Origin of the sequence: Natronobacillus azotifigens, assembly GCF_026805325.1 — a bacterium.
GTDB classification, from domain to species: Bacteria; Bacillota; Bacilli; order Bacillales; family Amphibacillaceae; genus Natronobacillus; species Natronobacillus azotifigens.
On the sequence record NZ_JAPRAT010000005.1, the window covers coordinates 1 to 24,042 of the forward strand.

26 protein-coding genes and 1 other annotated feature are annotated in these 24,042 nt (G+C 36.4%); of the genes, 2 read left to right on the plus strand and 24 right to left on the minus strand.

Features of this window, described 5'->3' with window-relative positions; all coding sequences use genetic code 11:
• Positions 1 to 448: 448 nt before the first annotated feature.
• From OWO01_RS03715 to OWO01_RS03750, 8 genes are all read right to left on the minus strand, one after another.
• A complete protein-coding gene (locus OWO01_RS03715; protein ID WP_268779088.1) occupies positions 449 to 1,210 on the minus strand; it encodes a class I SAM-dependent DNA methyltransferase in 762 nt (253 codons plus the stop codon).
• Positions 1,210 to 1,569 (minus strand): ribosome silencing factor, encoded by a 360-nt coding sequence (rsfS, locus tag OWO01_RS03720; protein ID WP_268779089.1) that lies wholly within the window; start codon positions 1,567 to 1,569, stop codon positions 1,210 to 1,212. The genes OWO01_RS03715 and rsfS overlap by 1 nt, the downstream gene beginning before the upstream one ends.
• Positions 1,562 to 2,140, minus strand: a complete 579-nt coding sequence (gene yqeK, locus OWO01_RS03725) for a bis(5'-nucleosyl)-tetraphosphatase (symmetrical) YqeK (RefSeq protein ID WP_268779090.1) — start codon at positions 2,138 to 2,140, stop codon at positions 1,562 to 1,564. The genes rsfS and yqeK overlap by 8 nt, the downstream gene beginning before the upstream one ends.
• Positions 2,127 to 2,696: a nicotinate-nucleotide adenylyltransferase gene (locus tag OWO01_RS03730; protein ID WP_268779091.1), complete on the minus strand. Its 570-nt coding sequence runs from the start codon at positions 2,694 to 2,696 to the stop codon at positions 2,127 to 2,129. The genes yqeK and OWO01_RS03730 overlap by 14 nt, the downstream gene beginning before the upstream one ends.
• Positions 2,697 to 2,706: 10 nt before the next feature.
• Positions 2,707 to 2,997 carry a ribosome assembly RNA-binding protein YhbY gene (gene yhbY, locus OWO01_RS03735; protein WP_268779092.1) on the minus strand — a complete coding sequence of 97 codons (291 nt, stop codon included), beginning with the start codon at positions 2,995 to 2,997 and terminating at the stop codon, positions 2,707 to 2,709.
• Between the two features lie 14 nt (positions 2,998 to 3,011).
• Positions 3,012 to 3,854, minus strand: coding sequence for a shikimate dehydrogenase (gene aroE / locus OWO01_RS03740; protein WP_268779093.1), 843 nt, complete (start codon positions 3,852 to 3,854; stop codon positions 3,012 to 3,014).
• 248 nt (positions 3,855 to 4,102) lie between these two features.
• The gene (yqeH, locus tag OWO01_RS03745; protein WP_268779094.1) at positions 4,103 to 5,218 is read right to left on the minus strand and encodes a ribosome biogenesis GTPase YqeH; all 1,116 of its coding nucleotides are present in this window, start codon (positions 5,216 to 5,218) and stop codon (positions 4,103 to 4,105) included.
• Positions 5,206 to 5,721, minus strand: a complete 516-nt coding sequence (locus OWO01_RS03750; RefSeq protein WP_268779095.1) for a YqeG family HAD IIIA-type phosphatase — start codon at positions 5,719 to 5,721, stop codon at positions 5,206 to 5,208. The genes yqeH and OWO01_RS03750 overlap by 13 nt, the downstream gene beginning before the upstream one ends.
• 377 nt (positions 5,722 to 6,098) lie before the next feature.
• On the opposite strand from OWO01_RS03750, the gene sda reads away from it, so the two are divergent.
• Together sda and sigK are read left to right on the plus strand one after the other, a co-directional pair.
• Entirely contained in the window at positions 6,099 to 6,242 is a 144-nt protein-coding gene (gene sda, locus OWO01_RS03755) for a sporulation histidine kinase inhibitor Sda (protein ID WP_268779096.1), read from the plus strand.
• Positions 6,243 to 6,343: 101 nt separating this feature from the next.
• Positions 6,344 to 7,042, plus strand: coding sequence for an RNA polymerase sporulation sigma factor SigK (gene sigK, locus OWO01_RS03760; protein ID WP_268779097.1), 699 nt, complete (start codon positions 6,344 to 6,346; stop codon positions 7,040 to 7,042).
• A gap of 33 nt (positions 7,043 to 7,075) precedes the next feature.
• Here the strand turns inward: sigK and mtnN are convergent, their stop codons facing one another.
• From mtnN to OWO01_RS03840, 16 genes are all read right to left on the minus strand, one after another.
• A complete protein-coding gene (mtnN, locus tag OWO01_RS03765) occupies positions 7,076 to 7,768 on the minus strand; it encodes a 5'-methylthioadenosine/S-adenosylhomocysteine nucleosidase (protein WP_268779098.1) in 693 nt (230 codons plus the stop codon).
• Positions 7,769 to 7,783: 15 nt separating this feature from the next.
• The gene (locus OWO01_RS03770; RefSeq protein WP_268779099.1) at positions 7,784 to 8,485 is read right to left on the minus strand and encodes a YrrS family protein; all 702 of its coding nucleotides are present in this window, start codon (positions 8,483 to 8,485) and stop codon (positions 7,784 to 7,786) included.
• A 340-nt stretch (positions 8,486 to 8,825) separates the two neighbouring features.
• Positions 8,826 to 9,302: a transcription elongation factor GreA gene (greA, locus tag OWO01_RS03775; RefSeq protein ID WP_268779100.1), complete on the minus strand. Its 477-nt coding sequence runs from the start codon at positions 9,300 to 9,302 to the stop codon at positions 8,826 to 8,828.
• A 223-nt stretch (positions 9,303 to 9,525) separates the two neighbouring features.
• Positions 9,526 to 10,179, minus strand: a complete 654-nt coding sequence (gene udk, locus OWO01_RS03780) for a uridine kinase (protein WP_268779101.1) — start codon at positions 10,177 to 10,179, stop codon at positions 9,526 to 9,528.
• Between the two features lie 17 nt (positions 10,180 to 10,196).
• Positions 10,197 to 10,838 carry an O-methyltransferase gene (locus OWO01_RS03785; RefSeq protein WP_268779102.1) on the minus strand — a complete coding sequence of 214 codons (642 nt, stop codon included), beginning with the start codon at positions 10,836 to 10,838 and terminating at the stop codon, positions 10,197 to 10,199.
• Between the two features lie 193 nt (positions 10,839 to 11,031).
• Complete coding sequence (mltG, locus tag OWO01_RS03790; protein ID WP_268779103.1) at positions 11,032 to 12,285, minus strand: endolytic transglycosylase MltG; 1,254 nt, start codon at positions 12,283 to 12,285, stop codon at positions 11,032 to 11,034.
• A gap of 223 nt (positions 12,286 to 12,508) precedes the next feature.
• The gene (locus tag OWO01_RS03795) at positions 12,509 to 12,787 is read right to left on the minus strand and encodes a DUF1292 domain-containing protein (RefSeq protein ID WP_268779104.1); all 279 of its coding nucleotides are present in this window, start codon (positions 12,785 to 12,787) and stop codon (positions 12,509 to 12,511) included.
• Between the two features lie 18 nt (positions 12,788 to 12,805).
• Positions 12,806 to 13,231 (minus strand): Holliday junction resolvase RuvX, encoded by a 426-nt coding sequence (ruvX, locus tag OWO01_RS03800; protein ID WP_268779105.1) that lies wholly within the window; start codon positions 13,229 to 13,231, stop codon positions 12,806 to 12,808.
• Position 13,232: 1 nt separating this feature from the next.
• Positions 13,233 to 13,499: an IreB family regulatory phosphoprotein gene (locus OWO01_RS03805; RefSeq protein WP_268779106.1), complete on the minus strand. Its 267-nt coding sequence runs from the start codon at positions 13,497 to 13,499 to the stop codon at positions 13,233 to 13,235.
• A gap of 87 nt (positions 13,500 to 13,586) precedes the next feature.
• Entirely contained in the window at positions 13,587 to 16,220 is a 2,634-nt protein-coding gene (gene alaS / locus OWO01_RS03810) for an alanine--tRNA ligase (protein WP_268779107.1), read from the minus strand.
• A gap of 65 nt (positions 16,221 to 16,285) precedes the next feature.
• Positions 16,286 to 16,496 (minus strand) — a binding site (T-box leader).
• Positions 16,497 to 16,541: 45 nt separating this feature from the next.
• Positions 16,542 to 17,606, minus strand: a complete 1,065-nt coding sequence (locus tag OWO01_RS03815; RefSeq protein ID WP_268779108.1) for an AI-2E family transporter — start codon at positions 17,604 to 17,606, stop codon at positions 16,542 to 16,544.
• Between the two features lie 36 nt (positions 17,607 to 17,642).
• A complete protein-coding gene (locus tag OWO01_RS03820; protein ID WP_272505988.1) occupies positions 17,643 to 17,831 on the minus strand; it encodes a hypothetical protein in 189 nt (62 codons plus the stop codon).
• A gap of 808 nt (positions 17,832 to 18,639) precedes the next feature.
• Positions 18,640 to 20,973: an SF1B family DNA helicase RecD2 gene (gene recD2 / locus OWO01_RS03825; protein WP_268779110.1), complete on the minus strand. Its 2,334-nt coding sequence runs from the start codon at positions 20,971 to 20,973 to the stop codon at positions 18,640 to 18,642.
• Positions 20,974 to 20,988: 15 nt separating this feature from the next.
• The gene (locus OWO01_RS03830) at positions 20,989 to 21,657 is read right to left on the minus strand and encodes a tetratricopeptide repeat protein (RefSeq protein ID WP_268779111.1); all 669 of its coding nucleotides are present in this window, start codon (positions 21,655 to 21,657) and stop codon (positions 20,989 to 20,991) included.
• A 68-nt stretch (positions 21,658 to 21,725) separates the two neighbouring features.
• Positions 21,726 to 22,880, minus strand: a complete 1,155-nt coding sequence (mnmA, locus tag OWO01_RS03835) for a tRNA 2-thiouridine(34) synthase MnmA (RefSeq protein ID WP_268779112.1) — start codon at positions 22,878 to 22,880, stop codon at positions 21,726 to 21,728.
• Between the two features lie 3 nt (positions 22,881 to 22,883).
• Complete coding sequence (locus tag OWO01_RS03840) at positions 22,884 to 24,029, minus strand: cysteine desulfurase family protein (RefSeq protein ID WP_268779113.1); 1,146 nt, start codon at positions 24,027 to 24,029, stop codon at positions 22,884 to 22,886.
• Between the last annotated feature and the right edge of the window lie 13 nt (positions 24,030 to 24,042).

Genomic DNA, 24,042 nt, shown 5'->3' on the forward strand with positions numbered 1-24,042 from the left:
TACTTAGAATTATAAGAAGCTTATAGAACATTTTCTAAGAACTGTGAGGTAGCGATTCTAAGTTTAAGTGAGCATTCCTATGAGGTTGTAGCATTTTTTTGCCCTGAACCTAGGCAAGATTTGCTATCTTGACGAGGTTAGACCCATTTTTGCCCCCAACCTAAGCAAGATCGGCTATCTTGACGAGGTTACAGCTCTTTTTTGGCTCCAACCTAGGCATAACCACTTCTTCTGCCTAGGTTGCAGCTCTACTCAAATTCTAACCTCATCATATACTCGCCACTTCTTACGTTAGTGGCATTAACATTCATACAAATGACGTCATTTCACTTAGAACCAAAAAGATCGGCTGCTACCGGAAAGTAACAAACGATCTTTTCAGAAAGCTCTCCAAGAAGACATGGATTGAGCTAAGCAATCACTTCTTGAAAGAGCATATAAGTTCGAACTATTTAGCTTGTTTCGTGCACACAAAGAATAACCGTTGTGCTTCCTCAATCTGATCTTGATCGAGCACTTCTAGAGAAAAATCTCCATAAATACCTTCTAAGATAAAACCGGCTGATTCTAAAATTTCTTTGTAAACAGTATAGGGAAAAGTATATTGATGATGCCGTTCATCAAATCGATCATATTTACCGTCTTCTTCTACAAAAAAAGTGAGATCGTGAAACATTTCTCCCTTATTCTCACTTCCTTCACAAAACCATATATAAGCCAGATCATCAAAGACTTCCGAGAAAACCTGATCTTTTAATGCATTTTCAACATAACTCATACTATGAACATCGAAGATAAACAACCCATCGCTCGTTAATAAGTCATAAACATTATCAAATGTTTTCTTAACTTCAGCCTTACTCGTGAGGTAATTTATAACATCGCAATAACTAACTGCCAAATCGAAATCCGCTAAACTAGACAAACTCCGAAGATCTTGTTCAATCCATTGAATGGATAAACTTTCTTCGCTCGATCTAGCAGCAGCTTGACTTAGCATATCAGGCGCTAAATCAATACCTGTCAGCTGAAAATCAGCTTCCGCGAGTTGGCAAGCAATTTGACCAGTACCACAACCCAAATCAACGATTTTATTAACTTGATTTGGGCGATACTTATTAATCATGTGAATCGTAAAGTTACACCACTCTTCATAAGGAGCTTGCTCCATAAACGTATCATATACCGCAGCCATTTTATTATATGTCATTATTTTTCCTCGATAGAAAAGTCAAACGAAACAAGTGCCGCATCGCCCCATAAACGTTCTAAATTATAATAATTTCGTTCTTCCTGATGGAAAATATGACATACAACATCACCTAAGTCTATTAAGATCCAACGTGCTTGATCCAATCCTTCGATACGTTTTACTGGAATTTCATTTTCTTCTGCTTGCTCTTTAATTTCCCTTGCAATAGCTTGTACTTGCCTCTCGCTATTTGCATCACAAATCAGAAAATAATCTGCCATCACAGAGACATCTTGCATGTTTAAAGCAATAATATCATTTGCTCTTTTATCATCTGCCGCTTTTGCGACTAATTTTACAACTTCCTCATTATCCATTCTTGTGATCCCCCAATTTTTGATTTAAATCATTATACATGAAAAGCGTATCTGGATATATTAACCGCTCTTTATTCAATAAAAAACAGATAGAATTACGCACCGCTAAAAAACATGCATAATCTAAATTATTTGTTGAAAATTGCCGAACTTGATCTAGTCCTGGAAAATCCCGGCCTGGTTCAATATAGTCAGCTAAATAAATTATCTTATCAATCGGCTGCATGTTTATTGTACCCGTTGTATGCCATCTGATTGCACTTATAATGTCGGGATTATCAATGCCGAATTCTTTACTAATTAATAGTGATGCCACAGGACCATGCCACAATTCATGATGATAAGCTAATAAATCATTTGGCAAATCTGAATCAGCGATAATTTTTCGCATTTCCTTTTGATCCCGATATTTTGCGTAATCATGAAAAACTGCGGCTAGCATAACAGCTTGTTCTGATTCATCATATATTTTTGCTAACCGGATCGCAGTATCTGTTACACGTTCTGTATGCGCATAACGTTCTTCTGCAAGATGTGGCTTTACTAATTTTAACGCATCATGACGATTCATATAATTTCCGCTCCTTAATTACTTCCAAGACCTTCTCTGGGACAAGGTAACGAATCGAACGATTATTAGCCAGTCTTTTCCGAATTTCTGTCGAAGAGATGGCTAATTCGGGAATATCCAATGCGATAATTGGATAAGTCGTGTTTAATTCATAATCCGGCCTTTTCACACCAACAAACTGTACTTGTTCTATTAATTTATCTATTCGGCTCCACTTTGGCAAATATTCAACCATATCAGCTCCGATAATAAAATAAAACTGGTTATTAGGATATTCTTTCAATAATGCTTCTATCGTATCTACCGTATAGGATTTACCTAAACGATTGACTTCAATGGTATTGATTGAAAAGTGGTGATTATCTTGGATAGCACTTTCAACCATGTCCACACGATCACGAGCAGATACACTAGCTTTTTCTTTATGAGGTGGTTCTCCAGAAGGAATAAACCATACCTCATCTAATTTTAATTGTTCATATACTTCTTCTGCAATGAGAAGGTGTCCGAGATGAGGTGGGTCAAACGTTCCTCCCAACAAACCTACTTTTTTCATAGTCTACTCCTTATGGTAATTGAATCTGTTTATTCTCCATTGACTCCTTGTACAAAATTACGTTATTACCGATAATCTGAACCAATTCTGCATCAGTTCCATTGACCAAATCATTTGCAACTTCATCTTTATCTTCTAAACAATTTTGCAAGATACTAATTTTAATTAATTCTCTTTTTTCCAGAGCCTCATTGATCTGCGTAATCATATTTTCGTTCACACCATCTTTACCTACTTGAAAAATAGGACGTAAATGATGTGCTTTTGCCCGTAGAAATCGTTTTTGCTTACCTGTTAACAAAAAAATCATCCTTTCTAGTTTCGTACATTTTTGATTTGTTCCATAAATGCTACTTCAATTTTTTCCGCATTAACTTGCTTGCCACTCCATAATTGAAATGCTAATTTCGCTTGGTAAAGAAGCATCTCGTGACCATGATGTATCCTAGCTCCTTGCTGTTTAGCGTCATCTAATAAAGAGGTTAAGAATGGTTGATAAACAATATCACTAACCACTACACCTCTTTTTACATTATTCATCGAGATAACTTGTGAGTTAACATTAGGTTTCATTCCTACAGAGGTTGTTTGAATGATAAGATCATACTGTGACAGAGATTTTTCTGCATCTTCGTAAGTGCATGTTGTTACCTTAATTTGGTTTGAATGATTTAAAATCAATAGTTCATCTGCTCTGTCAAGAGTTCGGTTAGCAATATCAATAGCTTCAAATGGTTCTTGACAGAGAGTATAAAAAATACCTCTACTTGCTCCTCCTGCACCTAATAACAATACCCTTTTGTCCCCACTAAATAACTCCGGGTATTTCGTTTTTAGTGCTGTAATGTAACCTAGCCCATCCGTATTATACCCTATCCATCGATTATCTCGTTGTAAAACTGTATTTACTGCACCAATTTGTTCTGCATGAACATCTAATTCATCCAAATAAGGAATAATCATTTGTTTGTATGGTACCGTAACATTAAACCCATTAATACGTTCAGCTTTCATTTGACTTAATTGTTCAGCTAGCTGGTTTTGTTCAACTTCGTATAATTGATATGTTCCCGTCATTTCTATTTGTTGCATAAACTGCTTATGAATCCACGGTGACAATGAATGTTGAATGGGATATCCAATTAAACCTAACTTCATCGCACTTCTCCCCTCCTCCTGATTACCTTATTTATCCCGGAGCAACCGTCCGTAAGACTCCCACTTCAAAACAACAAGAATATCAAGTTGTTTAAGTGGGAGTAACGGACGCTAGCACCCCGAATGGTTCAAGGGCCTTTAGGTCATCCTTTAGGGCTAACAATCAGTGGGGGAATACTTAAAAACCCCCACTGATTGAAGTTTCACTTTATATGACTAAATCTCTCTCGAGTCCATTATGTTACCTGTTAAATAAGCGCATCTCTTTTCGATACAGGTACTTCATACGGAGAGGAAGCAGAAATTGTTACACTTTCTCCTGATAACGTAATCCACCCTAAACCTGGGAAAACAATATCTGTCTTGTTGCCTGATATTTTAAATGATTTCTCTTGTAAAGCTGGAAATTGATCCAAACTAGCTTCGTTAGGTGGTGTCAATAACCCTCCTAAATGTTTTTCATATAAAGACTCCGCATTTTCTAATTTTGTCCGATGTATTTCAATCGAATTCGCGAAATAGCAAACAAACGATTGTTTCTCTCCTTTTACAAAATCAAAACGAGCTAGCCCACCAATATACAATGTCTGACCTGGTTGCAATTGGTATACACGTGGTTTAATCTCTTTGTTTGGTGTAATTTGCTTAATATCTTCATTGGATAAGTAATGCGTGATTTGTCCACGATTGATCACTCCTGGTGTATCATAAAGAGCAGTTTTGTCATCTAAAGGAATTTCGATAAAGCCTAGTGTCGTCCCAGGAAAATAGGATGTTGTGATCGCATCCTTTGTACCAGAAGTTTCATCAATCAGTCGATTGATAAAAGTAGATTTACCAACGTTTGTAGCACCGACAACATAAACATCTTGACCTTTCCGATAAGCTTCAATAGCCTTTTTGACCTCATCAAACCCACGTCCGCTATTTGCGGAGACTAAATATACATCTTGTACGACTAAACCTAAATCAGCAGCAGATTTTTTCATCCAATGCTTCAATTTATTTATGTTTGTTGATTTTGGTAATAGGTCTACTTTATTTGCTACTAAAAGGATCGGGTTATTCCCAGTTAATCGGTGTAAACTCTTAATAAAACTACCATTAAAATCAAACACGTCTACAATTTTTAGAATCAGACCTTTTGTTTGACTGATTCTACCGATCATCTCAAGAAAATCAGCGTCTGTGTACGGGACATCATGAACTTCATTATAATGTTTTAACCGAAAACAACGCTGACAAATGATGATGTCGTTTTTTAATGCCGAAGCGGGAACAAATCCCGGTTGTGTTTTATCTGTTGTTTGAATATTGACACCACATCCTTGACAAAGCGTCTCTTCGTTCTCTATTCCTCCCATGTCACCCACCCCTTTTTCTTCATTTTATCCAAAATTCTACGTTCCATCTTACGGTTGAATTTCGTTATCTTATCATCTGTCTTTATAATTGGCACGACTAATATTGTATGAAATCCAGCTCGATTTCCACCGAAAACGTCTGTCAAAACTTGATCTCCAATAACAACAATTTCTTCCCTTTTCAACCCCATTTCTTTAGCAGCGCGAATAAATGCTCGTTTTAGCGGTTTACGTGCACTGTGAACGAAGGGAGCCTTTAACGGCTCAGAGAATATTCGTACTCGAGACTCTTTATTATTCGAGATAATAGTAACTTTAATATCGTTTTCTTCCATTATTTTAAACCAATCAATAATGTCTGGAGTTGCATCTGGTTCATTCCAAGCAACTAACGTATTATCTAAGTCTGTAATGATTCCTTTCATCCCTTGCTTTTTCAAGTCTGATGGACTTATTTCACTAATACTTTTTACGTGCTGATTAGGCAAAAATTTTTTTAACAAATTATTCTCCCACCTTAAATTAAACTAGAAGTAGTTTATTGTACTTATTTATCATAAACAATTTATCGCTTTGTTTCAAAACTATTCGTGAAAAAAACCAAAAATTATTATTATATGCAAATATAACTAGTAAAAATTACAATAAATCGTTCGACAAATTCCATATTTATTCGAGTCTGTGGATAACATTATACACAAATCTACCCCTGTCTTTACACCTATTCTCATAGTTTTTCTATGTATTGTTAACAGGTTATCTACAGGTATTTGTAGATAACTTGTATCTTGTGTCGATCAAATTTATTTGTTATGTTATGAATAACTTAAAGAATCGGCAGAAGCAATAGACGAAAACTATGTGATTGGAGGGGAGTAAGTTGAAACAGTTATCCGATGAATTATTAATTGAGTCGTATTATAAAGCTTACGAGTTGAAACTCAACCCTGAATTTATTCGCTTGATCGAACAAGAGATTCAACGAAGATTGCTTTCCCATCGCATCCAATTCATTGCTAATTAAACATCATTTCATCAAATATGGTTAGGACAGACACATATTGCACCTCTTTATCATAAAGTACGGTATAGGCAAAAGCCCAAATGCTTTGGAGGTGCAGATTTATGTCCACTATCTTAAGTGCACTCGCTTTAATTATGAAGGATGCGCTTTTTTTTGTTTCTTATGTAAAGAACCATGCGTTCCCACTCCCCTTAAATAAAAAAGAAGAGGCACACTATATCAAAAAGATGCTAGCGGGAGATCCAGATGCAAGAAATAAGCTCATTGAACATAATCTACGTCTTGTCGCACACATTGTAAAAAAATTCGAAAATACCGGAGAAGACACGGAAGATTTAATTTCGATTGGAACGATCGGTTTGATTAAAGGAATTGAAAGTTACTCCACGGATAAGGGTACCAAATTAGCTACCTATGCTGCTCGTTGTATAGAAAATGAGATCTTAATGCATTTACGTGCTATGAAGAAAACAAAAAAAGATGTCTCCTTGCAGGATCCCATAGGCCAAGATAAAGAGGGAAACGAAATAAGCTTAATTGACATTCTTCAAGCAGAGAACGATGATATCGTTGAATTTATTCAACTGAATATGGAAGTCGCCAAAATTCAAAAGTACTTATCCATTTTAGACAAACGCGAAAAACAGGTGTTGATTAGCAGATACGGATTAGGTGGCGAAAAAGAACGTACCCAAAAAGAGATAGCCAAAGAATTAAACATTTCAAGAAGTTATGTATCACGAATAGAAAAACGAGCATTAATGAAAGTCTTTCATGAATATTATCGTAATGAAAAATAGAGAAAGTAGTAAAATACTACTTTCTCGTCATCACTAAAATTTCGAAACAACTTCTATAATTAATTCTGCAGCATGCTTTGCTGCTTGAGTTAAAAACTTATCGAAAGATACTGAGGATTCTTTCCCTGCAATATCAGATAATGCCCTAATTATGACAAAAGGTGTTTGATATTGATGACAAACTTGTGCAATTGCAGCGGCCTCCATCTCCACAGCAATTAATGATGGGAATTTCGAACGAACAAATGCTACACGATTAGGATCTTGCATAAAAGCATCCCCAGTTGCGATAACACCTTGTTTGCTTTTTACTTGATTAAAATTCGCAATCGAATTTTCGACAAGTGTAATTAATTCTCGATCAGCTGCGAAAGATTTTGGCAAACCAGGAACTTGTCCATAATCATACTGAAAAGCAGTTACATCCACATCGTGATGAACAACTTCATTCCCAATAACAATATCACCTACATCCAAATCAGGAGCAAAACCACCAGCAGATCCCGTGTTAATAATTGCCGATGGTTGATATCTTTCATGTAAAATCGATGTAGCCATAGCAGCATTGACTTTACCAATTCCAGATTTCAACAAAACAACATGTTGTTTTGCCATTTTACCTTTAATAAAAATACAATTCGCTACTGTTTCTTCACTATCTATGGTCATGCTTTCCTTTAATAACGCAATTTCTTCGTCCATAGCACCAATAATACCAATTGTCACAATTATTACCCCTCTTTATTCAACATTGTCTTCTTCTACTTCTGAAGAAACACGATCAGAATCAAAGCGATGAAGCTGATCATGCTCTCTTAATAACTCCACTTTTTCTGGTTTCCATCCTTGATTTTCTATCCATGTTAAGTAAACTCGATAATGATTATCAAAGGAACCATCAGAAAATGTGGCGATAACACTCTGTGGCCCATTACCAGAAACCCATAAATAGTACATTTCCTCCACTTGAATCCCTGTTGCAAGTTCAGCAGCTTGCATCATTTCCTTCCAATCCTGTGAGGATTGCTCCCAAGTAATAGAATGAGGCTCTGATTGAATTGTTTGAATCGGATTCCATGTGGAAGTATATGCTTGAATCACATTGTCATCATCACTTTCCACTAACTCCAATTGAAAATCATCTGGGTTTTGATAGTCATTATCAGTTGTATTCGTATCTGTCTCGCCCTCTGGATTGTCTACTTCATTGCTATCTGAATCTGATATGGGATCATTATTGTTATCTTCCTTTATGGAATCATTTTCTCCATTCACCACTTCTGCTTCATAATCTTCATTATCCCCACTAGGAAAAATAAAAATTCCAATTAATACAACGATAAAAATAGCTCCGATTGTTATAAAAACAGATAACCATTTCGTGTTTTTTCGTTTTTTTTCAAATCGCGTTAAACGAGTGTAGGATTGATAGTCATCTTCCATCCAGTTCTCCCCTCCTCTTCTTTGCTATTATATTATATTCTGGCAATAGAACCAATAATCCTAGTATATTTAAAAATTATTTATAAAATGGTATTTATTCCAATAGAAAAATAAGTATTTAGTCTAAAGTTCGAACCCTAAAAAAGCTTGAATTAGTTATTCTTTCATCTAATCGTTTGATTTCAATAGCAGTTGCATCGGACTCTTTTAAAGACAGTTATTTCGATAGTAACAAGAGGAATCTAATAGCCTAAATGAATCCTCCATTAGCATCTATACATAAAGGGTAACCTATTAAATAGGTCACCCTTTCGTTACGTAGTATGAAAAAAATTGCAAATTAATCAATTCTTACGATCTTTACTCGCATTTCGCCAGCTGGCGTTGGTACAGAAACTTCTTGACCAACCTCACATCCAATTAAGCTTTTAGCAATTGGTGAATCATTCGAAATACGCCCTTCAAATGGATCCGCTTCAGCACTTCCTACAATCGTATACGTCTCCTCATCACCATCAGGCAACTCTTGAAAGGTAACAGTTTTCCCTAAAGACACAATATTTGTTTCTGAGTCATCGTTTTCTATAATTACTGCATTTCGAATCATATTCTCTACCTGAGCAATTCGGGATTCAACAAAAGCTTGCTCATCTTTCGCTGCATCATATTCCGAATTCTCAGATAAATCACCGAAATCACGTGCAACTTTTATACGCTCAACCACTTCTTGACGTCGTTCTGTTTTTAAAAACTCTAATTCCTTTTCTAGCTTTTCTTTTCCTTCTTGTGTCATATAATAGCTTTTCTCTACAGCCATTCGATACACTCCTTTAATTCCAAGCCAATTTTCAATTATCTTTTCAATATATCTAGTTCAATCTATTCTTAAGTAAGTTCTTATATGTAAAATTCACTTTAAAAATAGCGTAACTAGTCAATGAAAGTTACTAACCAATACTATGGCAGATTTTTGATTTAATTTCAATACTTTTATTAAGAAAAACTTTGAAGATGCAAAATTTTTTAATTGAATTCTATAATTAGATAAATTTACTTACTTCTTTATTCTTTGCTAAAATCATCTCGACTTTCGTTGCTAACAGGTCAATAGCAACCAAGTTCTCTCCACCTTCAGGAATTATAATATCTGCATATCGTTTCGTTGGTTCAATAAATTGCAGGTGCATTGGTCGAACAACAGTTAAGTATTGTTCAAGTACAGAATCAATTGTGCGACCACGTTCCTTCATGTCGCGTAATAGTCTTCGTATAATACGTAAATCAGCATCGGTATCAACAAAAACTTTAATATCCATTAAGTCAACCAATCTTGGGTCTTCTAGTACAAGAATCCCCTCTAATATTATTACTTCTTTTGGCTCTACAGATAGCACTTCATCAGATCGTGTATGATTTTTGTAATCATATATCGGTTTTTGAATTGGTTGGTGTGCTAGTAATTGTTGAAGATGATCAATCAATAAGTCATTATCAAAAGCAAATGGATGATCGTAATTTGTGTTTAAACGTTCTTCAAAAGGTAAGTGAGATTGATCTTTATAATAAAAGTCTTGTTCCATAACTAAGATTGTTTTATCTGTAAAACGCTGACAGATTGATCTTGTGACGGAAGTTTTCCCCGAACCAGATCCACCTGCTACGCCAATTACGATTGGTTTTTGCTTTTCATTCATTGTATAGCCTAACCCCTTTACTTTCTTTTCGTTGTAATTGCTATTCCATCCCCTATAGGCAAGATAATCGTATGATAATCTTTTTGATTCGCAATCCAATGATTATATTTAGAAATTTTATCTGCGATTTTTTGTATTCGTTTGTTTTCTTGATTAGGTTCAGCAACAAAGCCTTTAAATAACACATTATCTGTTACGATAACAGCATCTTCTGTTAACATCGGTGTATATAATTCAAAAAATCGCTGATATTGACCTTTTGCTGCATCAATAAACAACAAATCAAAAGGAGCATGGTTTAAGACTTGCCCCTCAGTTTCTAAAGCATCCCCAAATATTAGCTCAATTTGTTGCTCGAACCCTACTTGCTTAATATTTTCTTTTGCTTGATCAAATCGAACTTGATCACGCTCAATCGTTAATACTTTTGATTCTGGATAAGCATGAACCATTTGTAAAGCAGAATAGCCTATCGCAGTACCAATTTCAAGGATTTTTTTGGGTTGCTTGATACGAATTAACTGCTGTAAAAAAGCAATGCCTGTAGGTTCCATAATGGGTACATTTTGTTCTATTGCATATTCTTCTAGTTGCTTTGCCCAATCTGTTGATTGTTCCAATAAACTAGAAATATAAAGATCTATTTTATTATCTTTCATTTATACACTTCCAATATCCATACTTTTGTTTCACTAATGGTCAAAATCATTTAATAGGAAAGATCAGGGATGAGCAGAATCTCTCCCTGATCTCTATTATCCTAATGTAAACCACGTTCAGTTTTCATTAATCTATTCCGATTACTAAAATTGAAGGTGATTCAATTTTCTCTACACATATCAAGTTTCCCTATTATAGATCACGATCTAAATGTTCATTAGCTAAATCTCTATGTTCTTCAAATGTTTCTGAAAAATATATTTCTCCATCTGGAGCTGCAACGAAGAATAAATAATTCGTGTTTGCTGGATCAAGTACCGCTCGCAACGAGCTTTCCCCAAAATTAGAAATCGGTCCAACCGGTAAGCCGTGTACTCGATACGTATTGTATGGTGATTCAACTTCTAGATCACTAAACATTACACGTTCTCTGTGCTCTCCTAACGCATACAAAACAGTTGGATCTGTTTCTAAACGCATTCCTTCTTCCAATCGATTGTAGAATACACCTGCTATCTTCATTCGCTCTTCTTCGTCACGAGCTTCTCGTTCAACAATCGATGCAAAGGTAATGATCTCGTGAACGGAGAATTGTTCAAGCTGTGCAATCTCACCGAAATGACTACTGATTACCTGATCTGTTCGTCTTAACATATCTCGTATTATTTGATCAATCGTTGGATTTTCTTCGTAAAATGGGTAAGTTGCAGGGAATAAATAGCCTTCTAATGCATACCGTATATCTTCATTCAAAATCTCTTCAGAAAGAATATTCGGAAATTCATCAATTAATCCTTCAATATACTCCTCATCACGCATTAGATCCAAAAACTCATCCGCATCAATATTTGCCCCATTTTCATAGAGTATTGCGATTTCCTCGATCGTTCGTCCTTCAGGAATGGTCACTCTAAATAACGGAGGAACGGTTCCAGATTGCAAGATCTCGGTAATTTCTTCTAAAGTCATTGCTGGAGTTAACTCATAATTTCCTGCTTGAAAAGATCCAACATTATTTATATTGACATACAATCGATAGAATAGCGCATCATTAATTACGCCTTCTTCTTCCAGAATTTCAGCGATAGATCTAGAAGAAGACCCCATCGGAATTTCCACCTCAACAACTGACTGATCATCAGGATCAACAGGAGATAGTCCACTTTGAACATAATTATATATTCTTACAGCTCCAAAAACCATTAGAATAGTCAGAACAGTTATCGTAATTGCGACTATTTTTCTTACGATACTAGCATCTTTACAACGTTGTATAAAACGCTCTTCTCTCGTTTGCTTCCTATTATTTTTTTCCATACTTTTTTCTTGTTCTATCTCTTCAGCTTTATCATTACTAGTGTTCTCATCTTTTATACGCTGATCTTGATTTTCTTCATTTTTTTGTTCACTTAACTGTGTATGTTGTTCTTCTTCAGAATTGGACATTCTCAATCCTCCCCTCATCCGCTACATTATACTACAACAATCTACATTATTTCTATAATTTTTCTATATTTTTCTCTATTTATACGTGTTCAAAAAGTTGACAGATTAGAAACAAGCAGGTCAAGGCGAAAACTCTATGAACACACTCTGTTTGGTTGCATACTAAAAAATAAGGATTCCATGTTTACTACGGAATCCTCATTTCTATGTCTATTTTGTTTAATTATGCTTCCTCGTCAATTAGCGTATTAAGCATTTCTTCGACCATATCCCATTCTTCGTCGGTTTCAATAGAGAAAAGAGCTAAATCGTCTTCATTTTCTTTCTCTTCATAACGAAAAGCAAACACTTCTTGCTCTTCATCTTCTGTTTGCTCCACTGGAACAACCGCAATATAAGATTGTTGATTTTGCTCTACATCAAAAGTAAATAATACTTCAAATAAATGTTCTTCACCATTTTCATCTGGGATAATGATGCGTTCTTTTTCTTCTAAAGCCACTATCTTTCACCTCCTAAGTCAATATGAGTGCGATTGAGAATCTAAATACCCTTGTAAGATCATCACTGCTGCCATTTTATCAATAACTTTCTTGCGTTTTCCTCTACTAACATCGGCTTCTATTAACACACGTTCTGCAGCCATTGTAGACAAACGCTCGTCCCACAAGACCGTCTTCAGCCCAAATTCGGCTTCTAAATAAGCGGCAAATCTCTGGGAAGCTTCCCCTCGTTCACCAATCGATCCATTCATATGTTTTGGTAACCCTACTACAATTTCCGAAATATCATGTTCAGAAATGATTTTGGCTAAATCCGGTTTTGCTGTTTGAAAATCTTGTTCATCCCAGATAACCGTTGTTAATCCTTGTGCAGTCCAACCAAAAGCGTCACTAACAGCTACGCCAATTGTTTTGGAACCAACATCCAATGCCATTTTTTTCATACTAGCCCTCTTTATGTTGCTTAATATAATACTTGACTAACTCCTCAATTAATTCGTCGCGGTCTATTCTTCTAATTAAGTTCCGAGCATCCTTATATCGAGGAATGTAGGCCGGATCTCCTGATAGTAAATAACCAACAATTTGATTAATTGGATGATAACCTTTTTCTTGTAATGCTTCATAAACTGTAAGTAGCACATCATTCACATTTTCTTCAAAAGGATCTTCTGAAAAGTCAAATTTCATGGTTTTATCCATCGAATCCATGCTTTACACCTCGCCTTTACCATAATATTTTGTGTTAGTTATCGTATATATTTCCTATTATACCTTTAAAAGCTAACAAATAACAAGTTAACCAATCGATGAAATAAATGTTTTTGCATGGGTAAGTGCTGTTGGAAGTTGCTCTGGGTTTTTCCCACCTGCTTGAGCCATATCCGGACGGCCACCTCCACCACCACCACAGCGACTTGCTGTTTCTTTAATTAATTTACCGGCATGATATCCCTGTTCGATTAGGTCTTTTGATACACCAGCGGCAAGTTGCACTTTTCCATTATTCACTGCACCAAGTAAAATGATACCTGATTCTAACTTTTGTTTTAAATCATCTACCATTGATCTTAACTGATTCATGTCACTTACATCTACTTTTTCTGCTAAAACAGATACCCCATTTATTGTTTCTACTTTATCCAAAATGGAAGCTGCTTCTAAATTAGAAAGTTTTTGATTAAGTGACTCTTTATCTTTATGAAGCACCTTAACCTCTTGGAATAAGCCTTCAATCCGTTCCGGAACATTATCCAAAGATACCTTTAATAGTTTCGCCGCTTCTTGCAATGTCTGTTGTTGTTGATTTGTATACAAATATGCACCTTTTCCGGTTGTAGCTTCAATTCTGCGCGTTCCTGCCCCAATTCCTGATTCACTAGTAATCTTGAATAGACCAATTTCTGCTGTATTGCGCACATGGCATCCACCACACAGCTCTAAACTATAATCATTAAGTTGAACAACACGAACAACATCCCCATATTTCTCACCGAAAAGTGCCATCGCTCCCATTTCTTTTGCTTCTTCAATAGGGTAGTAGTCAATGGAAACCTGTAAAGATGCCCATATCTTTTCATTTACAATTCTTTCGATTTCCTTAAGCTCTTTTTCCTCGATTGCATGGAAGTGTGAAAAGTCGAAACGCAATCGGTCTGTACCCACAAGAGATCCCGCTTGATTCACATGATCCCCCAACACATCTTTTAGTGCTTGATGTAACAAGTGCGTTGCAGTGTGGTTTTTCTCCACTGCTACACGTGACGACGAATCCACCACTGCTTTGACCGTATCACCTACACGTATACTCGCGTTTTGCACGGTTACACGATGCAAATGCTGTCCTTTTGGAGCTTTTTGAACTTCTTCTACCCTTACTTCCGCTTCTTTGGAATATAGCCACCCTTGATCAGCAATTTGTCCACCGCTTTCTGCATAAAACGGTGTCTCCTTTAAAACAACGTAACATTCATTTTCTGTCGATTGATCGACAAATTGCTTACCTTGAATAATCGCTTCTATAGTTGTTTCTATCTCGTGTTTGTCATATCCAACAAAAATACTCTCTGATGCTAGCTCACTATAAATACTATCTTGCACCTGCATGGAATCCACTTTTTGACGAGCATTACGAGCTCTTTCACGTTGTGCTTTCATTTCTGCTTCAAAGCCTGCTTCGTCAATGGTGAATCCCGCTTCTGCTACATATTCTTCCGTTAGTTCTTTTGGAAAACCATACGTATCATACAGACGAAACACTTCCGCACCTGGAAAAACAGTTCTATTTTCTTGTTTTTCTTTTTCTAAAATTGCTTCTAACATAACTAAACCTTCATTTAGCGTTTCATGGAAACGTTCTTCTTCTGTTTGAATAACCTCCGCTATAAAAGCTTGTTTTTTCATTACGTCTGGATAAAAAGCCTCCATAATTTTAGCAACTTTTTCTACTAGCGTATACATAAATGGTTTTTCAATTCCAATCTGTTTTGCAAAACGGACCGCACGACGTAATAAACGGCGTAATACATATCCTCTTCCTTCATTTGATGGCAATGCCCCATCAGAAACTGCAAAAGATACTGTCCGGATATGGTCAGCAATTACTTTAAATGCAACATCTGTCTGTTTATCTTCTCCATATTTTACTTTTGCAAGTTTTTCTACTTCTTTAATTAGTGGCAAAAATAGATCTGTTTCGAAATTCGTTGGTGTATCTTGAATCACACACACTATTCTCTCTAATCCCATTCCCGTATCAATGTTTTTCTTAGGCAATGGTGTATACGTGTCATCTGGATTATGATTAAATTGAGAAAAAACAAGGTTCCATATTTCTAAATACCGATCATTCTCTCCGCCTGGATATAGCTCTGGATCATTTGGATCATTGCCATATCTCTCTCCTCGGTCATAAAAAATTTCTGTGTTCGGTCCGCTCGGTCCTTCTCCAATATCCCAAAAATTTTCTTCTAGACGAATAATTCGCTCTTCGGGCAAACCGATATTATTTTTCCAATAGTTATAAGCTTCATCGTCTTCGGGATGAACAGTTACCGAAAGTTTCTCTGAATCAAATCCTATCCATTTTCCATCTGTTAGAAATTCCCACGCCCATGTAATAGCTTCTCCTTTAAAATATTCACCGATCGAAAAATTCCCTAACATTTCAAAAAATGTATGGTGCCTTGCTGTATAACCTACATTCTCAATATCGTTAGTTCGGATTGATTTTTGGGCATTTACAATCCGAGGATTTTCAGGGATTACCCGACCATCAAAATATTTTTTTAATGTTGCTACCCCACTGTTTATCCAAAGTAAGGTTGGATCATCTTTTGGTACAAGTGATGCACTAGGCTCAACACGATGTCCTTTTTCTTGAAAAAAATCTAAGTACATTTGTCTTACTTCTGCTGATGTTAACTGTTTCATCAGTAAACCTCTCCTATTCACTTGATATTATTTGAACACAAAAAAACCCCCACCTCTGCAGATATTGCAGGGACGAGAGTTAAAATCGCGGTACCACCCTGATTATGAACAATTACTGTTCATCACCTTCATACACTGTAACGATGTGTGATCGGTAGTGATTAAACTACACTCTAAACGAGCTTCTGTAACCCTTCATTTAGAATTTCTTCCAGCCTAGGAAATCCCTCTCTTCAAATGGGTCTGTTACATACTGATGTTTATCGTTGTTTTATCCTATATTACTATGCCTCGATATTATAGTGAAGAATTCATTATCTGTCAATCTTTTGATGAGAATGATCGACTTTTCTTAATAATTACGTGGATGACAGCGATCACAGGCACTGCAAAAATCATACCTATAATTCCGGCAATCTCACTCCCCACCAGTAAAGCAAAAATAATAATAATCGGATGAATGTGAACACTTTTTCCCACAATATATGGTGAAAGTAAATTACTTTCAATTAATTGAACAACAATTACACCAATTAAAACATAGATTACCTGTTTCATCGAAACTGTAACTGCAATGATCACCGCTGGGACTGCACCAATTATTGGCCCAAAATAAGGGATAATGTTCATTACCCCCATAACGATAGCAAGAACTAGTGGATACTTCATATCTATTAGTAAATATACGATGTATGTTGTAAGAAACACAAAGAAACACACAATGACCTGACCTCGGATATAGTTTCCTAAGCTCTCATCAATAGCATGGATGAGGGCTTGACTATTATTTTTATGTTTGGGTGGGATAAGGCCTAATGTGGCTTTTTTAATGATTTGAAAATCTTTCAAAAAATAAAACAGTAGTACAGGAATAACCGCAAGAAGGATGATATAATCAAAAAGATGGGTTACCTTGTTAAAACTATTTGTAATCCACGAACCACTTGCTTCTTCCAATTGATTAAACAATTGATCCATTCGATCATGAATGGTTTCAGGTAAAAAAGACGTTGCTTGATAAATGTCAGAAACTACTTCACGATAAGTTTGGATTAGTTCTGGCAATTGGTTTTGTAATTCTTTTCCTTGGCTAAGTAATGCAGGATAGGCATAGTAAACAAGTAAGCCAATCCCAGCAATAATTAACAGGTAGATCATCACAATCGCTAGCCAACGTGGAATATGAAAGTCATTCAGTTTTTCCACAACCGGATGAAGTAGGTACGCTGCAAAAACCGAAACAATAAACGGCAGGATAATACGTAAAGCTGACCGGAAAATACTGGCGTAAAAAGGAAATACCCTAGTTAATAGATAACAGAATAATAAAAATAAAATACCTAGCAATAAGTAGCCAAGTCTGTCTTTTAATTTATCACGTTCCACGATTGGGATACTCCGACTTTCTGTTTAAGTTGTTCTTCATCCTTCTAATCTTCTTTCTTCTTCACTAAATAAATCATCCAATGACATTAATGTACCATCTAAATCCACTTCGTACATGGTAAGCACTTCATTATCCTCTTTTAATTCAATATAACAATTCCAGCAATAAAAGTGGCGGTTGGCAATTTTCCCTATATTATTTGATTTACAATTTGGACAGCGCATCACTTTTCTTCCTTTCTACCAATGATATTCATATTATTGGTAGACCAAGTCAATCTTAAACCTAAAATCACATGAAAAAGTTACTTATTTTAGATTAATTTATAAGAAATAAGAAAAAGCACATTTAGAAAAATAATCGCCGTTATGACCAAGTATCCATAAACTCACTCAGTTAGATTCTATTTACACACATTTGCTGTGCAGGAACGAATCTAGGTTTAAGAGAGCGATTCGACGAGGTTACAGCTCTTTTCAGGGTCCAACCTAGGCGTATGTGCGTGTTTCGACGAGGTTACAGCTCTTTTTTGGATCCAACCTAGGCGTATGTGCGTGTTTCGACGAGGTTGTTGCTCTTTTTGGGTCCAACCTAGGTGTATGTGCGTGTTTCGACGAGGTTACTGCTCTTTTTTGGATCCAACCTAGGCGTATGTGCGTGTTTCGACGAGGTTACAGCTCTTTTTTGGATCCAACCTAGGCGTATGTGCGTGTTTCGACGAGGTTACAGCTCTTTTTTGGATCCAACCTAGGCGTATGTGCGTGTTTCGACGAGGTTACAGCTCTAAACCTAGGCAAGATCGGCTATCTCGACGAGGTTAGTGGCTTTCTTTACCTAAACCTAGGCAAGATCTGTCATCTTGACGAGGTTTGCCTCGTTTTCCGCCCCTAACCTAGGCAAGATTAGCTATCCAGAGTCGGTTCACTAGGAACAAAAATGAAAAACGACAGATAATCATGAAAGATCAGCTGTCGAATTTATTTACGTAAAAACCGAAGTCAAGTTCTACTGTTCACAAGCATTTCATCGTTATTATGATAAGAAATCATAAGGAGATAATGCTTCCTCTTCTTCTGCTTCTTCCTCTATTTTTTTCGCATATGCTTCATTTTCTAATATCATCGTTATTTTTCTTGCTAAATCTGTGAAACGTTTATTTGTATCTACTTCTCTAATACCTGTCATAAACGCTTGTTTATCTCCACAAATGATTAAAGATTTCTTCGCTCGCGTTACTGCGGTGTACAACAGATTTTTTCGTAACATCCTCCGAAAATTTGTAACAACTGGCAAGATAATAATCGGAAACTCGCTACCTTGTGATTTATGAATCGAGATACAATATGCATGCATGATATTCATTAACTCTTTTCGATTGTATACCACATCATTCTCATCATATGTTACAACTACTTGTTCTTCTTGGTCAACATTCTCATTCTCTCGAAAAATTGCGGTTATTTGACCAATATCCCCATTAAAAACTCCATCTTCCGGTTGGTTAACTAACTGAATCACCTTATCACCATTTCGGAATACAGCATCCTTGGTTCGCAATTCTCGAACATCTTTACGTTTTGGATTAACGATTTCTTGAATTTCTTTATTTAATCGGTGAATCCCGACATCCGTTCGGTACATCGGAGCAAGTACTTGGATATCTTTTAACTCTACCCCTTTTTGCTGTGCCTTCATTACTATTTGATTGATAATGTCAACAAGTTGGCTTTCTGAGCATGGGATAAAATTAAAATCATTTGCTTTAACGAGTGAGTCAACATGGACTTTATCTTGTTTAATTTCATGAGCTAACTGAATGATTTGTGAACCCTCTTTTTGTCGATACACTTCATCTAATTTCACCGCTTTAATTCGTTGACTGTAAAGTAAATCAGCAAGTACTTGTCCAGGGCCAACGGAAGGCAGTTGATCCTCATCACCAACAATTAACACTTGCATATCATTGGGAATGGCTTTAAACAATTGATTTGCGAGAAAGACGTCAACCATAGAAAATTCATCAATAACTAGCAAACTTCCCGATAATTGGTTGTTTTCGTCTTTCTCAAATCCTTCGTTTCCATCCCAACCTAATAAACGATGAATAGTTTTTGCAGGTAAACCAGTCGATTCAGTGATCCGTTTTGCGGCTCTACCTGTTGGTGCAGTTAGAACAAACGGGAACTTTGATTGGCTATCATAATCTGCGAGGTTTAATGACAAATCATACAGTTCGCTATATGCACGAATAATCCCTTTAATAACCGTAGTTTTTCCTGTTCCCGGCCCTCCGGTTAAAATCATTACTTTATTCGTAAGTGCTGTTTCAATTGCTAAAAATTGCTCTTTCCCATAACTAAGTACTTCTTCTTCTTCGATCTCACCAACGATTTTCATTAATTCGGCATCGACAACTTCTTCTTCAAATGGTTGTTCAACAAGTCGTTTTATCTGCGTGCAAAAACCACTCTCCGCATAATAACTAGTTGGTAAATAAACACGATCTTCATCAATAATCACTTGTTTTCTTTTATGTAGTGTAGCTAACTCTGTATTTAACTGTTCAGGGGAAATTTGATGTCGTGCCGCTTTCAATAACACATTCGTCTTCTCAATCACCATGGGTAGCGGTAAATAAACATGTCCATCCTGCATCGATTCTTGTAAACTAAACAAGCAACCTGCTTGTAATCTTGTTGGATGACCCATAGACAAACCATGTTGAATGGCAATTTCATCCGCACTATAAAATCCAAAACCTTCAATATCAAAAACAAATTGATAAGGATTGGTTTGTAGTGTCTCAATCGCATTCTCCTGATAGTTTTGATAGATTTTCTGAATCATTTTTAATCCAATACCATACTTTGAAAGGTGAATAACTACATTGTCAAACCCTTGATGCTCTTGTAATTTCTCAACAAAATTATTTTTTCTTTCTTTATTTAACCCTTGAATTCCATCGAGTACAGAAGCATCATTTAAAATTTTTGAAACAGCCGTTTCCCCTAATTTATCTACAATTCTCTCTGCCGTTTTCTTCCCGACTCCATGAAACAAATCACTCGATAAGTATGCGACTAAGCCTTCTTTTGTATCTGGTAAATAGCGTTGATAACGACTTACTTGATATTGAAGCCCGAATTTTTTATGTTGCAGAAATTCCCCGTGAAAAACATACACCTCTCCAGAAAGTAGTTCACTAAAATATCCTTTAACAACAAGTTCCGATTCAGAATAATCTTCCGTTGTTTCAAGTACTTTTATTTTGGCAATGGAGAAATGTTCCGCCTGATTGGAATAAATCATATGGATTAATTCACCTTTTATATAATTTTCATCCTGATTCGTCAAACTTTCATCCATTGCTAGTAAACCCCTTTACTCTTTCGATTGATCAATCAGCGCTTCCACCTGTTCCCGTGTATGTAATGCGAGTGTATGATCTGGTTGAATTTGTATTGTCTGATTAAGATAGCGAAGTGCTTCTTCGGTTTGCTCCGAAAATAACAACGCGATAGCTAAATTATAACATGCATCACTATGTTTCGGGTTAAGTTCAAGTACTTGTTTAAATACCTCTATTGCTTCAGCTAATTGTTCTGCTTGGCCAAGCGCTAACGCATACGGAAACAATATTTCCCCGTTATTAGGATCCAGTTCTATTGCACGTTGAAAATAAGGTAATGCTAAATCATCCAACTGTTGGTTTTGTAAACTTAACCCAAGCATGAAAAATACATCTTTTTCTTCTAGACCCGAATCCAATGCTTTTTGATACATGTTTTGTGCATCCTTGTACTTTTCTTGTTCAAATAAGATGTTTGCTAATCCATAATAAGCTGTTTCTGCATGTTCATCAATTGAAATTGCTTTTTTAAAAAAACCTTCCGCTCGCTCATCATCACCTAAATGTGCCAATAAATTTCCGAAATTAATATATCCATCTGGGTTATAGGGTTCTTTTTCAATCACTTGCTGGAAACTAAGCGCCGCTTCTTCATAATGTTCTTGTTCCATTTGTTGTATCCCTTTTGTTAATTCATCCATCGATAGCATCCTTTCCTTAAGGCATGAAAATACAGAACTGTTATGTACTACTCAGTTCTGTATCTTCTTTATCCCACATAATCCAACTTTTTATTGTCCAGAAAAATTTCATCAATCGTTGCTCCACCAAGACATACATCTCCTTGATAAAATACAACGGATTGACCCGGCGTAATGGATCGTTCTAATTGATCAAATTCCACATGCACTCGATCATCAGCAGCAACGGTAACAGTTACTTTGCTATCTTTTTGACGATAACGGAATTTCGCAGTACAATGCAAAGTATCTTTTGGAACACCATTAATCCAATTTGCTTTTTCCGCGATTAACCGATCCGAATAAAGATAGGGATTGTCATAACCTGCTCCTACATATAAAATGTTTTCTCGTAAATTTTTCCCTACGACAAACCATGGACCGCCTGGACCACCAATACCTAATCCTTGACGTTGTCCAATCGTATAGTACATCAATCCTTCATGTTGCCCTTTATCTTCACCATCCATTGTTTGAATTCTTCCAGGCTGTGCAGGTAAATACTCACTTAGGAACGTTTTAAAATCACGTTCCCCAATAAAACAAATGCCCGTGCTGTCTTTCTTATTCGCTGTTACCAAATGGTTTTCCGCAGCGATTTTCCGCACCTCTTTTTTTGGTAGGTGTCCAAGTGGAAACATCACTTTCTCCAATACATCTGCTGATAACTGGTTTAAAAAGTATGTTTGATCTTTATTACTGTCTACTCCACGCAAAAGTTGTACTTGTCCATCTACGAGTCTCGTTTGAGCATAGTGACCTGTTGCAACATAATCAGCTCCTAAGGACAATGTGTGATCAAGAAACGCCTTAAACTTGATTTCCTTATTACACATAACATCCGGGTTAGGTGTCCGACCTGCTTTATATTCATCAAGAAAATACGTGAAAACTTTATCCCAATATTGTTTTTCAAAATTAACCGCAAAATACGGAATATCTAACTGGTTACACACGCGAACAACATCATCAAAATCCTCAGTAGCAGTACATACACCATGTTCATCAGTATCATCCCAGTTTTTCATGAAAATACCGATTACTTCATAACCTTGTTGTTTCAATAATAATGCGGTCACCGAGGAATCAACTCCACCACTCATCCCGACAACTACTCGTGTATCTTTGTTTTCTTTCACCACATTCACCACCTTACTATCCTTCCTTGTTATACCTGTTTGCATCCTTTATTTACTGACCAATCGCTGAAGAACTTCGATGACGCGCTCAGCAGCTATTTCTATTTGCTCTGTTGTATTTGCCAGCCCAAAACTAAAACGAATCGAATTCATTGCACGTAAATCGTCTGAACCATACATAGCAGTCAACACATGGGATGGCTCAACAGAACCCGCAGTACACGCACTACCACTAGAAGCGGCAATACCTGCTAAGTCTAGATTCATAAGTAAAGATTCTACATTCGCACCAGGGAAACTAATATTTACAATCGTTGGTACCATATCTTCTAATTCCCCATTTATCGAGAAGTCGATCTCTGCATCCTTTAATCGCTGAACAAAATCTGTTTGATATTTTCGATATTTCTCTGTCCGAACCAATTGGTCTTCAAACGCTAGCTCCATTGCTCTGTGAAAACCTACAATGGCCGCAACGTTTTCCGTACCTGGTCTTCTTGTTCTTTCTTGTGTACCACCGTATTGAATCGGATGAAGTCTTACGTTACTTTTCGCATATAAAAAACCAACACCTTTAGGACCATTAATTTTGTGCCCTGAAACCGTTAATAGATCAACACCTAATTGTTGAACATTGATATCCAGTAGACTATATGCTTGTACCGCATCCGTGTGAAAATAAGCTTGGTGTTCTTTCAAACGTTGCCCTACCTGTTCAATCGGTTGAATGATCCCTACCTCATTATTAACCATCATCATAGAGACTAGAATGGTGTCTTCACGTAACGCTTCATCAAAATCTGTTAGAGAGATTCTACCCGTTTCATTAACTGGGAGGTATGTGACTTCAAATCCCTGTTCCTCCAAATAATTAGCAGCATGAAGAGTAGCATGATGTTCCATTTCCGTTGTGATAATATGCTTTCCTTTTTCTTGGTTGGCATAAGCCGTCCCAATCACTGCTAAGTTATCGGCTTCTGTTCCACCACTTGTAAAAATAATTTCTTTTTCATCTGCATGGATTGTTTGTGCAGTAAACCTTCTAGCCTGATCTAGTAACGCTCGAGCTCTACGACCAAATTGATGAATACTCGATGAATTACCAAAGGTCTCGTTCATCACTTCTACCATTGCTGTTACTACGTCTGGGTGCATGGGTGTCGTTGCCGCATGATCCAAGTAGATCGCATCCATAGATCCTTCGCCT

What these genes read in the sequence shown, in the direction of transcription:
- OWO01_RS03830 (WP_268779111.1), bottom strand. Translation starts at nt 21,657, where the DNA reads ATGGATGAATTAACAAAAGGGATACAACAAATGGAACAAGAACATTAT.
- yqeK (WP_268779090.1), bottom strand. Translation starts at nt 2,140, where the DNA reads ATGAATCGTCATGATGCGTTAAAATTAGTAAAGCCACATCTTGCAGAA.
- sigK (WP_268779097.1), top strand. Translation starts at nt 6,344, where the DNA reads ATGTCCACTATCTTAAGTGCACTCGCTTTAATTATGAAGGATGCGCTT.
- OWO01_RS03715 (WP_268779088.1), bottom strand. Translation starts at nt 1,210, where the DNA reads ATGACATATAATAAAATGGCTGCGGTATATGATACGTTTATGGAGCAA.
- udk (WP_268779101.1), bottom strand. Translation starts at nt 10,179, where the DNA reads ATGAATGAAAAGCAAAAACCAATCGTAATTGGCGTAGCAGGTGGATCT.
- OWO01_RS03820 (WP_272505988.1), bottom strand. Translation starts at nt 17,831, where the DNA reads ATGCGCTGTCCAAATTGTAAATCAAATAATATAGGGAAAATTGCCAAC.
- aroE (WP_268779093.1), bottom strand. Translation starts at nt 3,854, where the DNA reads ATGAAGTTAGGTTTAATTGGATATCCCATTCAACATTCATTGTCACCG.
- recD2 (WP_268779110.1), bottom strand. Translation starts at nt 20,973, where the DNA reads ATGGATGAAAGTTTGACGAATCAGGATGAAAATTATATAAAAGGTGAA.
- OWO01_RS03805 (WP_268779106.1), bottom strand. Translation starts at nt 13,499, where the DNA reads ATGGATTCGATGGATAAAACCATGAAATTTGACTTTTCAGAAGATCCT.
- OWO01_RS03840 (WP_268779113.1), bottom strand. Translation starts at nt 24,029, where the DNA reads ATGGATGCGATCTACTTGGATCATGCGGCAACGACACCCATGCACCCA.
- yqeH (WP_268779094.1), bottom strand. Translation starts at nt 5,218, where the DNA reads ATGGGAGGAATAGAGAACGAAGAGACGCTTTGTCAAGGATGTGGTGTC.
- mltG (WP_268779103.1), bottom strand. Translation starts at nt 12,285, where the DNA reads ATGTCCAATTCTGAAGAAGAACAACATACACAGTTAAGTGAACAAAAA.
- OWO01_RS03730 (WP_268779091.1), bottom strand. Translation starts at nt 2,696, where the DNA reads ATGAAAAAAGTAGGTTTGTTGGGAGGAACGTTTGACCCACCTCATCTC.
- OWO01_RS03770 (WP_268779099.1), bottom strand. Translation starts at nt 8,485, where the DNA reads ATGGAAGATGACTATCAATCCTACACTCGTTTAACGCGATTTGAAAAA.
- mnmA (WP_268779112.1), bottom strand. Translation starts at nt 22,880, where the DNA reads ATGCAAACAGGTATAACAAGGAAGGATAGTAAGGTGGTGAATGTGGTG.
- greA (WP_268779100.1), bottom strand. Translation starts at nt 9,302, where the DNA reads ATGGCTGTAGAGAAAAGCTATTATATGACACAAGAAGGAAAAGAAAAG.
- OWO01_RS03785 (WP_268779102.1), bottom strand. Translation starts at nt 10,838, where the DNA reads ATGAAAGATAATAAAATAGATCTTTATATTTCTAGTTTATTGGAACAA.
- alaS (WP_268779107.1), bottom strand. Translation starts at nt 16,220, where the DNA reads ATGAAACAGTTAACATCAGCAGAAGTAAGACAAATGTACTTAGATTTT.
- ruvX (WP_268779105.1), bottom strand. Translation starts at nt 13,231, where the DNA reads ATGAAAAAAATGGCATTGGATGTTGGTTCCAAAACAATTGGCGTAGCT.
- rsfS (WP_268779089.1), bottom strand. Translation starts at nt 1,569, where the DNA reads ATGGATAATGAGGAAGTTGTAAAATTAGTCGCAAAAGCGGCAGATGAT.